Origin of the sequence: Flavobacterium chungangensis (assembly GCF_042654045.1) — a bacterium.
Taxonomy (GTDB): Bacteria; Bacteroidota; Bacteroidia; order Flavobacteriales; family Flavobacteriaceae; genus Flavobacterium; species Flavobacterium chungangensis.
Window position 1 is genome coordinate 174,932 of the sequence record NZ_JBHSFY010000009.1, and the last position, 15,515, is coordinate 190,446.

6 protein-coding genes are annotated in these 15,515 nt (G+C 35.1%); all 6 read right to left on the reverse strand.

What is annotated here, in order from left to right; genetic code table 11:
* Nucleotides 1–34 precede the first annotated feature (34 nt).
* Nucleotides 35–1,834 (reverse strand): glycoside hydrolase family 2 protein, encoded by a 1,800-nt coding sequence (locus tag ACFO3N_RS15710; RefSeq protein WP_379799186.1) that lies wholly within the window; start codon nt 1,832–1,834, stop codon nt 35–37.
* Nucleotides 1,835–2,053: 219 nt separating this feature from the next.
* Nucleotides 2,054–4,468, reverse strand: coding sequence for a glycoside hydrolase family 2 protein (locus ACFO3N_RS15715; protein WP_379799188.1), 2,415 nt, complete (start codon nt 4,466–4,468; stop codon nt 2,054–2,056).
* A 90-nt stretch (nt 4,469–4,558) separates the two neighbouring features.
* Entirely contained in the window at nt 4,559–5,749 is a 1,191-nt protein-coding gene (locus ACFO3N_RS15720) for a glycoside hydrolase family 88 protein (protein ID WP_379799190.1), read from the reverse strand.
* A 436-nt stretch (nt 5,750–6,185) separates the two neighbouring features.
* Entirely contained in the window at nt 6,186–7,706 is a 1,521-nt protein-coding gene (locus tag ACFO3N_RS15725) for a RagB/SusD family nutrient uptake outer membrane protein (RefSeq protein WP_379799192.1), read from the reverse strand.
* 12 nt (nt 7,707–7,718) lie between these two features.
* Complete coding sequence (locus ACFO3N_RS15730) at nt 7,719–10,721, reverse strand: SusC/RagA family TonB-linked outer membrane protein (RefSeq protein WP_379799194.1); 3,003 nt, start codon at nt 10,719–10,721, stop codon at nt 7,719–7,721.
* Nucleotides 10,722–11,025: 304 nt separating this feature from the next.
* A complete protein-coding gene (locus tag ACFO3N_RS15735; protein ID WP_379799196.1) occupies nt 11,026–15,120 on the reverse strand; it encodes a two-component regulator propeller domain-containing protein in 4,095 nt (1,364 codons plus the stop codon).
* Nucleotides 15,121–15,515: the final 395 nt, after the last annotated feature.

The window sequence follows — 15,515 nt, forward strand, 5'->3', positions numbered from 1 at the left end:
CTTCTACAGATAAACGTTCTGTTAGAATAATTTTTTAATATTCCTTTCTCTTTTTTGCGTACCAATCCTGCATAATATAAAATGCCTTTTTCTTTTCACCATCATTTGAAATTAAACCTTTACGATTGTAACCGTCCTGAATACCTGGAAGCAATCTTTTCGGAGATCTAAAATCAACCAAAATCCATGGACTTGTCCCGCTTAAGTGAGGAATCTTTTCAATCATTTTTAGATTCTGAATGTATAAATATTCCTGATATTCCTCTGTCCAACGTTCGTTTTTCTCTCCATGAAAGCCCGCTTTTGCATCACCTCCAAATTCAGAAACGAAAACAGGTTTGTTGTATGGTGTAGTCCAGAATGTTTTTTCAGCATTTTCTAAGTTACCGCCGTACCAGCCTAAATATTGATTGAAAGCAATAATGTCAAGCGATTTGCCAATTTCGTCGTCAATCTTTCCGTTATGCGTTAATAAAGCGGCGCTAATTAACCTTGTATTATCCAATGATTTTGTATGATGGACCAAATTCGTGATAAAAGTATTTCGAGCGTCAGAAACAGGAGTTTCATTTGCCATTGACCAGATCACAATACTCGCTCTGTTTTTATCTCTTGTAATAGCAGCCGTTAATTGATCTTGGGCATTTTGATACGTATTTTTATTAGTAAATTCAACAGTCCAGTAAACCGGAATTTCTTCCCAAACCATTAATCCCATTTTATCTGCTTCTCTAACCATGTTCTCGTTATGCGGATAATGTGCCAGACGAACATAATTACAGCCTAATTCTTTTGCCCAGTTCAACAAACGTAAAGCATCTTCTTCAGAATTAGCACGTCCGCCTTTTGCATTTTCTTCGTGAATAGAGATTCCTCTTAAAAAGACTGCTTTTCCGTTTAATAAGATTTTATCACCTTGCGTTTCAATTGTTCTGAAACCAATTTTGTCATTTAATTTTTTTCCGTTAAAGTCAATGCTAATATCATATAATTTCGGATTTTCTGGCGACCAGTAAGAGATCTTTTTTGCTGGGATTTCAAAATTTAGAATTCCATTATTATCCGCTTTTCCTTTGTAATTGATTTTTAATTCAGGAATAGCAATCGAAATCTGATTTTTTGATGCATCTAAATTGTTGATCTTGATGAATCCTGAAATAACATTCGCATTGCCTTTTTTCAGCTGAATGTTGTAATCTTCCACAAATGAAGATTCCTCTTCAATTAAAGTCACATCGCGAGTGATTCCGCCGTAATTCCACCAATCGGTGTTTACGGTTGGAACATCTTCTTTATGGCGCGTATTATCCACTTTTATAACCAAATAATTATCTTTTGGTTGAACAATAGAAGTTACTTCGTAATTAAACGGAGTAAAACCGCCTTCATGAGTTCCTAGTTTTTTTCCGTTTAAATAAACATCAGCTTTATAATTAATAGCTCCTAAATATAAAAACAGACGTTTGTTGGGTGCTAAATTGTAATCGAAAGACTTTTTAAACCATACATTTCCTTCATAATATTTCAGTTCCATAACCTGCGAATTCCAATCGCCAGGAATCGTAATTGTTGGCGATTTATCAAAATCATATTCTACCAATTCCTGTTTGTTTTGAGCATGGTAATTCGTAAAAAAAGCTCCTTTTGTTGGTTTTTCCTGTTTATCATATTGGTCAAGGTGAAAGCTGTAAAAGCCAGTTTGGTAAGGATCGATAATGTAATTCCAAACTCCGTTTAGAGAAGTGGTGTTTCTGTTTGGTACGTTAGAAATTAAACCTTGTGATTGTCCAATTGCGAACGAGGTTAGGAATAATAATGTTAGAATTTTTTTCATTGTAAATTTGTTTATTATGTTTTTTGCCACAAAGGCGCTAAGGCACAAAGATTTTTTCATTTGTTTTTTTGTCATCCTGACGAAGGAAGGATCACACTAGAAGCTCCGCAATCTTTGTCACCAATCTTTGTAGAGTTACGAGTGTGATCCTTCCTTCGTCAGGATGACAAACTAGACTAAAAAAACTTTGCGTCTTAGCGTCTTTGTGGCTAGAAAATCTTATTCAACTGGAATCTTCAAATATTCCCCTTTAAAACTCTGGTTCAACGCCGTCATTTCAATCGGATTGCCAGAACCGTCAGGGATAACCTCTATAGAAGCTTTTCCGTTTGCCATTTTAATCGATTCACTTCCGGTTGGTGTTCCTTGGTTTTTTAATGTTTTTCCGCCTTTTAGACATTGAAAATAGACACTCGCTTCATAATCCAAACAGCGCAAATTGTTATTATCGATTGCAATTGCCGTAACCAGATAATTGCCATTTTTTAGTTTTTCTGATGATAATTGCAAAGAAGAAGCCGTATCATTTTTATTGAAACGATAATTGACTTTTATCGTATCAGAAACCGTTTTTCCATCTTTATTTTTACCAATGGCAATTAGTATGTTTTCTCCTTTTTTAAAATTGACATCCCAAGTTAAGCCATTAGCAGGATAAAGGGAAAGATTTCGCTGTTTTTCTCCCAATGATTTGCCGTCTTGAAATAACGTTACTTTCTCGCAATTACTGAAAACACTGATTGTTCTTGGCGTATTTTCTGGACCTTGACGTTCCGTCCATGTATGCGATTCGATGTAAGCGAAAGGTTCTTTTGCCCAATAACTTTTAAAAACATAATACGCATCTTTCGGAATTCCGTTTCGATCCGTAAGACCTTTTTGGTTCATATATGGAATGTCATCTTCTGGACGTAATGGCGTTGCAAAATCCTTAAATGCCCATTGAATATTTCCCACAAACGTTGGATCATTCTCGGATATGTGCAAATGCCAGTCAAACAAATCAACTATATAATTTTCGCTCCAATCACCAATTTGGGCAATGTTAGCCACTTTAGTTTGTACAATGGCTTCTTCCCAACCTTCGGCTTTTATTACATTTTCGCCTGTTACAGGATTTTCGCTGTGGCGTCCTACGTGACTGTCTCCGCCATATTCAGCATGAATAAAATGTTTGTATTCTTTTTTATAAACATCAATTGCTTTCTGGTAGCTTTTATAACTTCCAGAATACCAGCCCGACCAGATAGAAGGTGAGAAGACATCTACAATATGAGACCCTTCATAATATTTTCTAATAGCCGTTTTTCTTGCGGGATCGAGTTTATGAGCGAGATCATTCAATTCATTTAAAAACACATTGGTTTTATCCGCATTATCTCCATCAGGAAAATCTGGAAGCCAATTGATTTCGTTTCCTAAAGACCAGATAATAATGCTCGGATGATTGTAATTTTGATTGATAATTTCTGCCAGCATGTTTTTGGTATTTGTTTTCCAAACATCATTACCAATTCCGCCGCGGCACCACGGCAGTTCATCCCAAACCAATAAGCCTAATTCATCGCAAGCTTTGTAAATCTCAGGATCTTGCGGATAATGCGCTAAACGAACAAAATTAGCGCCCATTTCTTTAATCGATTTCATATCTGCCCAATGCTGTTCGTTGCTCATTGCAGCACCAACTCCAGCTTGTTCTTCATGACGATGTGTACCACGAATTAATAAACGTTTTCCGTTAAGGTAAAAAGGACCATGATCTTTAAACTCAAACCATCTAAAACCTACTTTTTCAGTAACACTATCCCTAATCTGATTTTTTTCTGATAAAACAGCAGAAAGTCGGTATAGATTTGGTTTTTCGGTATCCCAAAGTTCTGGATTTTTAATGTTTTCAAAAGTGATGGTTGAGTTTTTATCTGAAACCAAAACGGTTTTACTTGCCACTTTTTTCCCTTTCGGAGTTTTAAGTGTTACGGTTAACGATAAATCTTTTGAATTCTCAGGGTTTACAAAAGTAGAAACAATTTGCACCGAAGCTTTTTTGGCAGAAACTTCAGGAGTTGTAATTTTTATATTTTCGATATGATTTTTGTATTTCGAAACTAGCCACACATCGCGCGTGATTCCGCCATAAATAAAGAAATCGCTTTTTTGAGACGGAATTATTTCAATATCATAACTATTATCCACACGAACAAAAATATAGTTGTTTCCTTCTTTAATAAAGTTGGTAATGTCTATTGAAAAGCCAATATAACCGCCAATATGCGAACCAGCTTCTTTGCCGTTTACATATACTTTCGTGGTTACATTTGAACCTTCAAAGTATAATGAATAAACACGGTTTTTATCGATTTGCTCAATATTTAATTTCTTCTGATACCAACTGGCATCGCGTCTGTAACCAGGGTATAAATCGGTTGCATCTTCGGCGTTCCAAGTGTGAGGTAAGTTTAATGAAGTCCAGTTTGAAGCTTTTTGCGCTTCGTTTAGTTTTTGAGTATCATTTTCTAAATAAAGCCAATTGTCATTGATGTTCATCTTTGTCTGAGCAAAACTGCTGCTCAGACAAATTTGAAACAAAACAAAAAGCGCAAAAATTGAAAATGTATTGTTTTGATAATTCTTCATGTGTGTATAGGTTCAGAGGTTCAGAGGTACAAAGGCTCAAAGATTTCAAGGTTCATAATTACAAAGGCAAAAAAAAACTTTGTTGCTTTGTTACTTTGTTCCTTTGCCACTTTTTCTTAAAAGAGCTTCCAGATAATAATAATCGGCGTAGATTATAGGTTCGTCAATTTCATCATGTTTTGGCCAGTTTCCTGTACTGTGATCAAATAGGAACGGTGCTTTAATTTTAGTATCTAAAATATAATTATCCGTTTGTACCGAAGCCATCAGTTTATCGGCGAAAGCCAGATAATTTTTATTTTTGGTATACGTATACAATTCGTATAATCCTGAAGTCATAACCATTGCCGCGGAAACATCGCGAGGAGCATTCGGAATACTAGGATCTTTAAAATCCCAATATGGAATTCCGTCTTCTGGAAGGTTTTTATTGGTCATAAAAAAATTGGCCGTTGCTTCGGCTTGTTTTAGATAAGCTGGATCTTTTGTATATCGATACGACATTGTAAATCCGTAAACTGCCCATCCTTGGCCGCGTGCCCAAACCGAATCATCATTGTAACCTTGAAGGGTTGTTTTCTTTCTAACTTCACCAGTTGTTGGATTATAATCGATAACGTGGTAACATGAATTGTCTTCTCTAAACTGATTTTTCAAAGTTGTATTGGCGTGTTTAATTGCAACATTGCGGTATTTTGGATTTCCAGATATTTTGGATGCTTCAAAAAGCAATTCCAGATTCATCATATTGTCGATGATAACTGGATAATCCCAAATTTCTTTGTTGAAATCCCAAGAACGGATAGAACCCACTTTTGGATTAAACCTTGTGCATAAAGTTTCAGCGCCTTTAACAATTACCGCTTCGTATTCTTTCTTGTTTTCCACTTTCAGCGCTTCTCCAAAACTGCAAAACACTTTAAAACCTACGTCATGCGAATTACTATTGACACTTTCCTTTTTGCTGAAAGGAGTCCATTTTTGAGCTTGTTCTTTATATTTTGAGTCGCCTGTTAATCGGTACAATTGCCAAAGATTTCCAGCAAAAAAACCGCTTGTCCAGTCTCTTGACGGCACTTTGCGAATCTCAAGAGTTTTTACATTCATACTTCTCGGCATCGACATCGAATCTACAGGATAATCGAGTAACATTTTGTAACGCGTTTCCAGTTTTTCTGTCGTTGTTGAGGTAATTTTTGTTTGAGTATTAATTCCGGATTTGCATGCTGTTACCAGCGATGCAAACCCAAGAATTAAAGAAATGAAACTGACATTCTTCATATTAAAATAATATATGTTTTAGTAGATACTGAATGAATTTCTAACACATAGAAACATAGTTATAGATAACCTAAAAGGCGTTTCACTTTATTCAAATAAACATAGCTATGTGTTAATGACTAGTCATTTTCTTCAGCCTATTATTAAAAAAAAATCTATGTTTCTATGTGTTTGAAAGCATATTCAGTTAATATTTTTTTAGACGCGGATTGGACGGATTCGCTTTCGCGAAGACGCTGATTTGCACGGATTTTTTTTATTTCACGCAGATTTAAGTGGATCTTGGCAGATAAAGCAGATTTTTTTTTAATCAATTTTAATCAGCTTAAATCTTTTTAAATCTGCGTGAAACCTAATTATACACAATGTGATTAAAAAATCCGTTGCAATCCGCGCTTTTGCGATAGCAAACCCGTTTCATCCGCGTTCCATATTATTAATAACCAGGATTATTTGGTTTTAGGGTTGGATTAATAGCCAATTCTGTTCCCGGCAACGGCCATAAATAATCTTTGTTTGGATCAAAATTGGCATGTGGTTCTAAGCCATCTGGTCCAAATACTTCGGGTCCGATTTTTAATCGTTTAATGTCGTACCATCTTACATATTCAAAAGCTAGTTCTAATCTTCTTTCGTCAATAACCATTTTTCTGAAATCGGCTTGAGAAAGATTTGGCGTTACGTTTGCAGGAAAAGAAACCAGTTTTCCAGCTTTGTTTCTTGCTCTTGCACGAACACGGTTTACATAACCATTAGCTTCTGTTGTTCCCGGATTAATTTCGTTTAAAGCTTCTGCTGCTGTCAGCAAAACTTCTGCAAAACGCATGGTAATGTAGTTGTGCTGAGAAGTTCTTCCGTTAGCACCTGCTTTTCCTGGAAAACGGAAATATTTGGCAATATGCGGGCGAGGTGCTTTTTCGTTATCGCTTGAAGGATAAACTTGTAATGCTCCTCCTGGTCCCGTTTTCTTTCTGATAATGGTATCAAAACTTACCGCTCTTCTATAATCTCTCTGATCCCAAGTGTTGAAAACTTTTAAAGACGGAACAGCAACAGAGAATCCTTGTCCGTAGCTATAACTATCATCTTTTAACGATCCAGTGAAAAACGCGGTATAATCTTGACCGTAATTTCCAGAGGTTAAATTGTTAAAGTCAATTGTAAAAAGAGGTTCTTTTAAAGTAGCTGTTTTAGTAGCGTTGAATAAATCCTGAAAATCAGCATCCAAACCTAAACCAAATTTAGCTTCGTTTGTAATTACAAATTTTGCTTCATCATATGCTTTTTGAAAATTTCCTAAAGTCAAGTAAACAGAAGCTAAATAACCTGCCGCAGTACCTTTGCCAGGAACAGCTTTCACTTTTGGTTTATCCTCCAACCATTGTTTCGCAAATTCTAAATCGGCAATAATTTTTGGATAAACATCCGCTTCTTTTGTTTTTCCAATCGAGTTTACCTGATTGACATCATTCACCACAAAATCAACATACGGAATATCACCAAAAAGGCGCACTAAATGATAATAAGCAAAAGCTCTTGCAAAATACGCTTGAGCTGCAATAGCGTTGACTTTTGCTGGATCGCCAGGTGTTTTTTTAGCGCCTTCAATCGCCTGATTTGCGGCTGTGATAATTACATACGATTGAGGCCAAAAGTTTGCCACAAGCGCATTGGTATCATTCATTGACATATCGTTTACATCAATACGAGCCGCTTGCGTTGTTCTGTCGCCAATATCAGACATGTCGTCACGAAGCATAAGGGCAATTGTAAATTCTCTTCCCCAATAATTATTGTGACCAATGTTGGCAAAAGCACCGTTTACAGCAGCCTGCAAATCGTCTGTATTATTAAAAAAGTTCTCTGGACGAATAATTCCTATTGGTTTTTCTTCTAGATCAGAACAGCTGAAAAACGCCATTGTTCCAAAGCAAAGAAGAGCTATATATTTTTTCATAATTGTTTTAGATTAAAATTTTAAATTGAATCCTGCTGTAAATGTTCTTACGTTTGGATATCCTCCATAATCCAATCCTAAATTGGTATTACTTCTAGAATTCGTGTCGTTTAAGTAATTCGTTTCAGGATCTGTTCCTGGATAATCAGTAATGGTCCAAAGGTTTTGTGCACTGATGTAAAAGCGAACTTTGCTTAATCCCATTTTCGAAACAATTTTTTCATCTAAACTATATCCTATAGAGATGTTTTTTAAACGGATATAACTTCCATCATAAACAAATCTTGAAGTGATTCTTTTTGTTCTCGCTGCATTTGCAGGAACATTTGTATCGGTATGGGTTGGTGTCCAAGCATCTAAAACTTCAGTTGTAGCATTGTTGTTTCCAGAAGCCAATTCCATCAAAGTATAGTTTAAGATTTGACCTCCTTGCGAACCTTGAAAGAAGATATTCAAATCAAGATTTTTATAAGTGAAATCATTGTTGAATCCGAAGATGAAATCTGGGTTTGGATTTCCAATGATTGTTTTATCTTGAGAATCCAGTTTTCCGTCGCCATTTACATCTCTAAATTTTTCGCCACCTGCAACAGTTTCAAAGTTTCCAGGCAAAACTGCTTCGCCTTGTTGAATTACGCCATCATAAATAAATCCGAAGAACGAACCAACAGGCTCTCCAACTCTTAAAATCTGAGATTCTGTTGCTAAGAAATGTCCAGGAGCAGAGTTGATTAAAAGATCTTTGTTATCAGCCAATTTTAAAACTTTGTTTTTGTTTGAAGAAATATTAAAGTTTGTTGACCAAGTAAAATCAGCACCAATAAAGTTTCTGGTATTAATACCTAATTCCCATCCTTTATTTTCTAATTCACCAACGTTTTGAAGCTGAGAAGCAATTCCAGAAATTCCAGGAAGCGGTCTGTTGAACAATAAATCTTTGGTAATCGTTTTATAATAATCTGCCGTAATACTGATTCTGTTGTCAAATAAACCTAAATCAATTCCATAATCCTGCTGATACGAAGTTTCCCATTTTAAGTTCGGATTGTCTAGTGAAGTCAGCTGAACCGCATTGGTAATCACGTCACCGCTTACATAATAGATTTCAGAAAATCTAGAAAGAGTAGAGTAGGCACCAATTGAAGGGTTTCCTGTTGCTCCATAACTTGCTCTTAATTTTAAGTTTGAAACCGTTTTATTGTCTTTTAAGAAGTTTTCTTTACTAATGTTCCATCCAATGGCTCCAGAAGGGAAAGTTCCGTATTTGTAGTTTTTACTAAAACTTGAAGAACCGTCTCGTCTTGCTGTAAACGTTAGCAAATATTTATCTGCATAATCAAAATTCAACCTTCCGAAAGCAGAGATTAATTCCGTTTCAGATAAACCAGAATCAGGTTTTAAGAAAACAGTTCCAGCACCTAAATTTCTGTATGAATTCGTATTCGTCAAAAATCCTCTTGAAGCGGCATACGAATTTTCGTTTTTATTTTTCTGGTAAGAGTATCCTCCAAGAACTGTCAGCATTCCTTTATCGATAATTTCACGTTTGAAAGTCAAATAATTCTCTGTCAGGAAAGAAGAAAATCTTGTGTTGTTTACAGAAGCTTCTCCTTTGATGTTTTTTCCAGCAATTAAAGTGGAAGGAATAAATCTTCCTGTTTGCGAATTATTATCGGTTAAACCTAAAGTAGTTTTAAAATCAAGATCTTTAGTAATTTGATATTGAGCGAAGAAATTGTTTCGGTTTACGATAGAAACAGTTTCCAAAATATTTTCCATTGCTGTTGCGTACGGATTGTCAATATCGTCTCCAATAGGAGCCGTTGTGGTATAAGTTCCGTCTGCATTGTAAATTCCTTTATCAGGCATAAAACGATATGCAGAAGCAATTACACCAGCCGCACCAGTTCCTCCAGCACTTGTCTGACTTACGATTCCTTCTTTGTTCTGCTTGCTTGTAAAAGTGTTTAAACCTACTTTAAATTTTGGAGTTAAATCGGCCTCAAGATTACCAACAATCGTGTATTTGTCAATTCCAGAATTGATTACAACTCCATTTTGGTTGAAATACGTTCCAGAAACATAATATCTGATATTTTCAGATCCGCCTGAGAAAGACAATTGCGTATTCGAAATCATTCCTTCACGATAAATCTCATCTTGCCAATCTGTATTTGCAGGACCTTGCGTGTGCGTAGTAAAACTCTTTCTATAAGCCGCAAATTGATCAGCATCTAATAAATCTAATTTATTATTTACGGATTGAATAGAAGTCGAATTGCTAAACTCAATTACAGGTTTTCCTGGTTTTCCTTTTTTGGTTGTTACCATGATAACCCCGTTAGATCCGCGAGATCCGTAAATAGCAGTTGCCGAAGCATCTTTTAAAACTTCAATAGAAGCAATGTCCTGAGGAGCTGGCATAGAAACACCAGCAAAGCCATCTACAACAATCAAAGCATCTCCGCTCGCGTTAATAGAAGTTCCTCCACGCACTCTAATTTTTGTTGGAGCTCCAGGCTCGCCACCGTTATTGGTCATTACCGAAACACCCGCCGCACGACCTTGTAAAGCTTGTTCTGCATTTAAAACAGGAAAAGCTGTCAGCTCTTTTGCCGTTACAGAAGATACAGAGCCTGTAATGTCACTCTTTTTACGTGTACCGTAACCCACTACGATTACTTCGTCAAGCGCTTTTGTATCTGGTTTTAAACTTACATTGATAACATTTTTGGTTCCAACTGGAACTTCAACCGTTTGAAATCCTACGAAATTGAAAACTAAAACAGCATTTTTCTCTCCTACAACTACAGTATAATTTCCGTCCATATCGGCAGAAGCGCCTACAGAGGAGTTTTTGATATAGACATTAGCACCAGGAAGCCCGAGCAAATCTTCGCTGGAAGTTATTTTTCCAGTTACTTTTCGTTCCTGTGCATGCATCACGATATTTACCAGTAAAAAAGATACTAGAAAACACCATTTAAACGATTTGTTTTTGTGGTTTGTAAACATTCATTTTTTGGTTTTAAGGTTAATAAGTTAGATAAAGTAGAAAAGCAATAAACTCATTCCTATTATGATGATGACAAAGAAAATTTGCAGCAATAAGAATTTTGTTTTTTTGATTTTCATATCGCAAATGTAGAAGCCAAAAAAGAAATAGAAATACAAAAAAGGGTATCTAAAAATACAGATACCCTTTTTAAAGCCTTTAAAAATGCGGATTATTTAATTGAGATGTGAAATGTGAGTTGTAAAAAGTGAAAAAGATTAGTTAACTCTAACAATTCACATCTCACATTTGACATCTCACATTTCACAATTCAATCGTCGAAGATTTATAAAATTTATCGGCGTATTGAGATGGAGTTTCGCCGTACTTTTTCTGAAAGCATTTGCTAAAGTATTTCGGATTGTTGAAACCGACTTTATAACTAATTTCAGAAACGGTTAATTTATTTTGTTCTAATAATTGAGCCGCACGCTTTAATCTGATTTCATGTATGAATTCATTTGGCGTACAATTGGTCCAAGCTTTTATTTTTAAGAATAACATCGTTCGGCTTACGCCTAATTCTGAACAGAAAAACGGAATATCGAATTGTTCGTTTGAAATGTTTTCTTCTACAATCTTGAATGCTTTTTTCAATAATTCTTCATCTAGAGAAGAAACCGTAATTTCTGACGGAATAAAGCTGTCTTCGCTCGAAAATTTGATTTTCAAACGTTCCGTCGTGTTCAAAAGGTTTTTAACGCGAAGCCTGAATTCCATTAAATTGAATGGTTTACTAATGTAATCATCGGCACCGCTTTCTAATCCTTCAAATTTGTAAACCAATGAAGATCTTGAAGTCAGCAGAATAACTGGAATATGACTGGTTTTAATGTTCTCTTTGATTTTCGAACACAATTCAGTTCCTACCATTTCTGGCATAATCACATCGCTGATAATCAGATTCGGAACAAATTTTAAAGCTTTCTCTAAAGCAATTTTGCCATTTTCGGCTTCGATAATATTATAGTCTTTTTTGAGCAGGTTTTTCATGAACTTTCTCAAGACTTTATGATCTTCAACAATTAATATCGTCTGCTTTTCTTCGTTTACAATTAAATCTTCGATATCATCATTTTCTGCAATTTCTGAAGATTCTAATTGAGCTGCGTATTGTGCAATATCGTCACTGATTTTAAAATCAGGAATAATTTCGTCGTCCAGAAGATGTTCGCGTCCAAGCGGTAAAGTCACTTTAAAAATAACTCCGCCAGAAGGTTTATTGGTAACATCAATTTTTCCTTTATGAAGTTCAACAATGTTCTTAACGATCGAAAGCCCGATTCCTGTTCCTTTATTGTAATTTTTCTGAACCTGATTATGTGTCGGAACTTCAAAAAACAGATCGAAAATTTTATCGATATGTTCCTCGGCAATTCCTACACCCGAATCTTCAACAGCAATAAACAGATTTTGCTGGTCTTGATTGATTTTAATTTTGATCGAACCGCCTTTTGGAGTGTATCTAAAAGCATTTGAAATCAGGTTATAAAATACGCGTTCCAATTTATAGCGGTCAAAATAAACTAGAATCTCTTCGTTTTCAGTTTCAAACGAATACTCGTAACCACCGTCTTTAGCATATTCAATAAATGATAAAAAGATTTCTTTGGTAAATTTGACAATATTTCCGTTTGCCGATTCTAGTGTAACCTGATGATTTTCCAGTTTTCTGAAATCCATTAAACGGTTAATCAAACTCAAAAGATGATTCGCGCTTCCTTCAATAACCAAAAGCTTTTTATACATTTCGTTGGTTCCGTTGTAATCGGCTAAAATTTGCTGTAACGGACCTAAAATTAAAGTTAAAGGTGTTCTAAATTCATGCGAAATATTGGTAAAGAAATCTAGTTTCAGCTTGTTGTTTTCTTCAATACGCTGCGTTTCCAGATATTCCAGTTCGAGTTTTTGTTTCAGTCTGGCTTTCGATTTCATAATCCAAATCAGGCCATATAAACCTAAACCAATTATGATTCCGTAAAGAATAAATGCCCAAATACTGCGCCATGGAGCTGGATTTACAATAACGGTTAAAGTTGTTGGAGTTGGATTCCAAACGCCGTCATTGTTGGCGCCTCGAACTTCAAAAGTATAAGTGCCCGGATTTTGAATCGCAAAATTTGCTTCGCTGTTTTTAGTGGTTGTCCAGTTGTTTTCTAAACCAACCAAACGATAACTGTATTGGTTATTTTTGGATCGTATGTAATTTGGAATCGCAAAACTGATCGAGAAATTTGCCTTGTCATAATCCAAAGTGATCGTTTTAGTATAGCCGATGCTCTGTTCTAAGATTCCGTCTTTATCATGCGCATTTACCGTTTCGTTTTTAATTTTCAAATCGGTAATTAAAACCTGTGGAGCATACTTATTTAAGGAAATTTTTGTGGCATCGAAAAAAGTTGCACCGGACGGACTTCCAAAATAAAACTGATTGGAACCTACTTTTAAAGCCGAATTATCGTTGAATTCATTACTTGCCAAACCATCTTTCTGATCGTAAATAACAACCGATTTTTTAATTGTATTGTACTTGATAATTCCCTGATTGGTACTGATCCATAAGTTTTTATCGTCATCTTCTAAAATCGAATGAATAGAGGTAATAACCGTATTTCCACTTCTAAGATTGATTCTGGTGAACTTTTTTCCATCAAAAACATGAAGTCCTTTTGCTTTTGTTCCTACCCATATTTTATTTTGAGAATCTTCAAATAAAGTCAAAATATCATCTCCCGACAAAGCCGAATGATCGTAAAAGAAATGTTGTATTTGGTATTTCTTAGAATCAAAATTTTGAAGCGAAATACGATTTAAACCATTTTGCGTGCCGAGCCAGATTGAATTTTGTTTGTCGATCAAAATACTGCGAACCATATTATTGGTTAGAAAAACAGGTTTAGAAGTATCATTTCCAATAATTTGGAAGGTTTTGTCTAATGTGTTGTAACGAATTAAACCTTTGCCAAAAGTTCCAATCCATAAGATTTTATTTTCAGGTTTAAGAGAATAAACACCGCTTTCTTTCAGTAATTCGGTTAAATCAGATGCAATTCTATTATCTTCCATTCTTTTTGAAATGGTATTGTAAGCCGATAATCCTTTCGAAAAAGTTCCAATCCATAAAATATGATCGTCTGCAAGACACATGGCCTTGATATCATTTTTATGAGTTTGTCCAGTTTTACTATTGATATAACTTACAGCTTCGGTAGTTGTATTGTAAATGCTAATTCCACCGCCTTCAGTTCCAAAATAAATATTCTGGTTTTTATCTGCAATTATTGAACTTACCACATCAAAACTTATTGGAATCTTTTTTGAATTCTGATTGTAATTGGAGAAATTGACATTCGAAACGTCCCAAAGATTTACGCCTTTGTAATAACAGCCAATCCAGATAGAACCTTTTTTATCCATAAAAATAGATTTTACTTTGTCGATTCCGTTGGCATTATTGCTATTATTGATTTTTTGAATATTTTTCTCTTTACCTAAAATATAAATTCCGTCATAAGCGCCAACCCATAGAGAACCTTGATTGTCAATCACTAAAGAACGAATATCGGTATTGATTTCGCGGTATTTTTCAGCCGGTAAAAAAGAAATAAAAGCTTTTTCTTTTAGATCGAATTTTAAAAGGCCTTTGTTTTTTGTCCCAACCCATAAGCTGCCATCTTTGCTCTCAATAACCGATTGAACGTTTAGTAAGTCAGTTGTGTTTAATGGATAATTTTTAAAAGATAATTTACCATTTTTTCGACTGGTCAATTGGCATAAACCCTTTGTTGTTCCAATCCAGATTTCGCCTTTTTTGGTTTTTAGAATGCTTAAAATATTATTGCTCGGAAGGGTAGAAGCATCATCATCGGAATGAAAAACGGAAGTAAATAATCCTGATTTTTTATTTAAAATTGTTAATCCTTTTGAAGTTCCAAACCACATTTCGCCTCCAATTTCTCTCATGCTCCAAACTGCATTATTGCTAATGGTATGATTGGCTTTGGTATGAAGATATCTTGTAAAACGATTCGAAACGGGATCATAGCAATTTAGTCCGTTGTAAGTTCCCACCCAGATTTTTCCTGAATCGTCTTCTTCAATGGCTAAAATATCATTATTGCTGATCGAAAATTTATCTGCAGCATCGTTCCTGAAAATCGTAAAACGGCTTCCATCATATTTATTAAGACCATCGCGTGTTCCAAACCACATTTGTCCTAGTTTATCCTGATGAATGGCAATGACAGAACTCTGCGAAAGCCCATCTGTCGTAGAGAAATTTTTAAGACGGTATTTATTTTGGGAAAACAGATTCCCGCTAATAAATACAAATAATAAAAGAGCTATTTTAAGTTTCATAGCGTTTATTTTTAGTTTCAAAGTTGCAAAGGAGCAGAGATGCAAAGTTTTTTTTTAGTTATGATTTAATCTCGCAAAGTCGCTAAGACGCGAAGGTTTTCTCATTTTTGTCATTTCGACGAAGGAAAAATCTTCGCAAGTAGCTCCGTACAGAATTTCGTCAATCTTTATAGAGTTACTCGTGGAGATTTGCTTCGCTTGTTTGCTATCGCTTGAGTCTCCTTTGTCGAAAGTGACAAACTATACTTAATTAATGATTAAAATGAACAAGTAAAACTTTGCGTCTTAGCGACTTTGCGAGATTAATTTTAAACACATAGAAACATAGATTTTTTCTTTTTATAAAAAAGGCATTAAAAAAAACTAGTTTTTCACACATAGTTTCACGCAAAATC

Excerpts from the sequence above, each read along its gene's own strand:
- ACFO3N_RS15710 (WP_379799186.1), bottom strand. The coding sequence starts at position 1,834 with ATGAAAAAAATTCTAACATTATTATTCCTAACCTCGTTCGCAATTGGA.
- ACFO3N_RS15715 (WP_379799188.1), bottom strand. The coding sequence starts at position 4,468 with ATGAAGAATTATCAAAACAATACATTTTCAATTTTTGCGCTTTTTGTT.
- ACFO3N_RS15720 (WP_379799190.1), bottom strand. The coding sequence starts at position 5,749 with ATGAAGAATGTCAGTTTCATTTCTTTAATTCTTGGGTTTGCATCGCTG.
- ACFO3N_RS15725 (WP_379799192.1), bottom strand. The coding sequence starts at position 7,706 with ATGAAAAAATATATAGCTCTTCTTTGCTTTGGAACAATGGCGTTTTTC.
- ACFO3N_RS15730 (WP_379799194.1), bottom strand. The coding sequence starts at position 10,721 with ATGTTTACAAACCACAAAAACAAATCGTTTAAATGGTGTTTTCTAGTA.
- ACFO3N_RS15735 (WP_379799196.1), bottom strand. The coding sequence starts at position 15,120 with ATGAAACTTAAAATAGCTCTTTTATTATTTGTATTTATTAGCGGGAAT.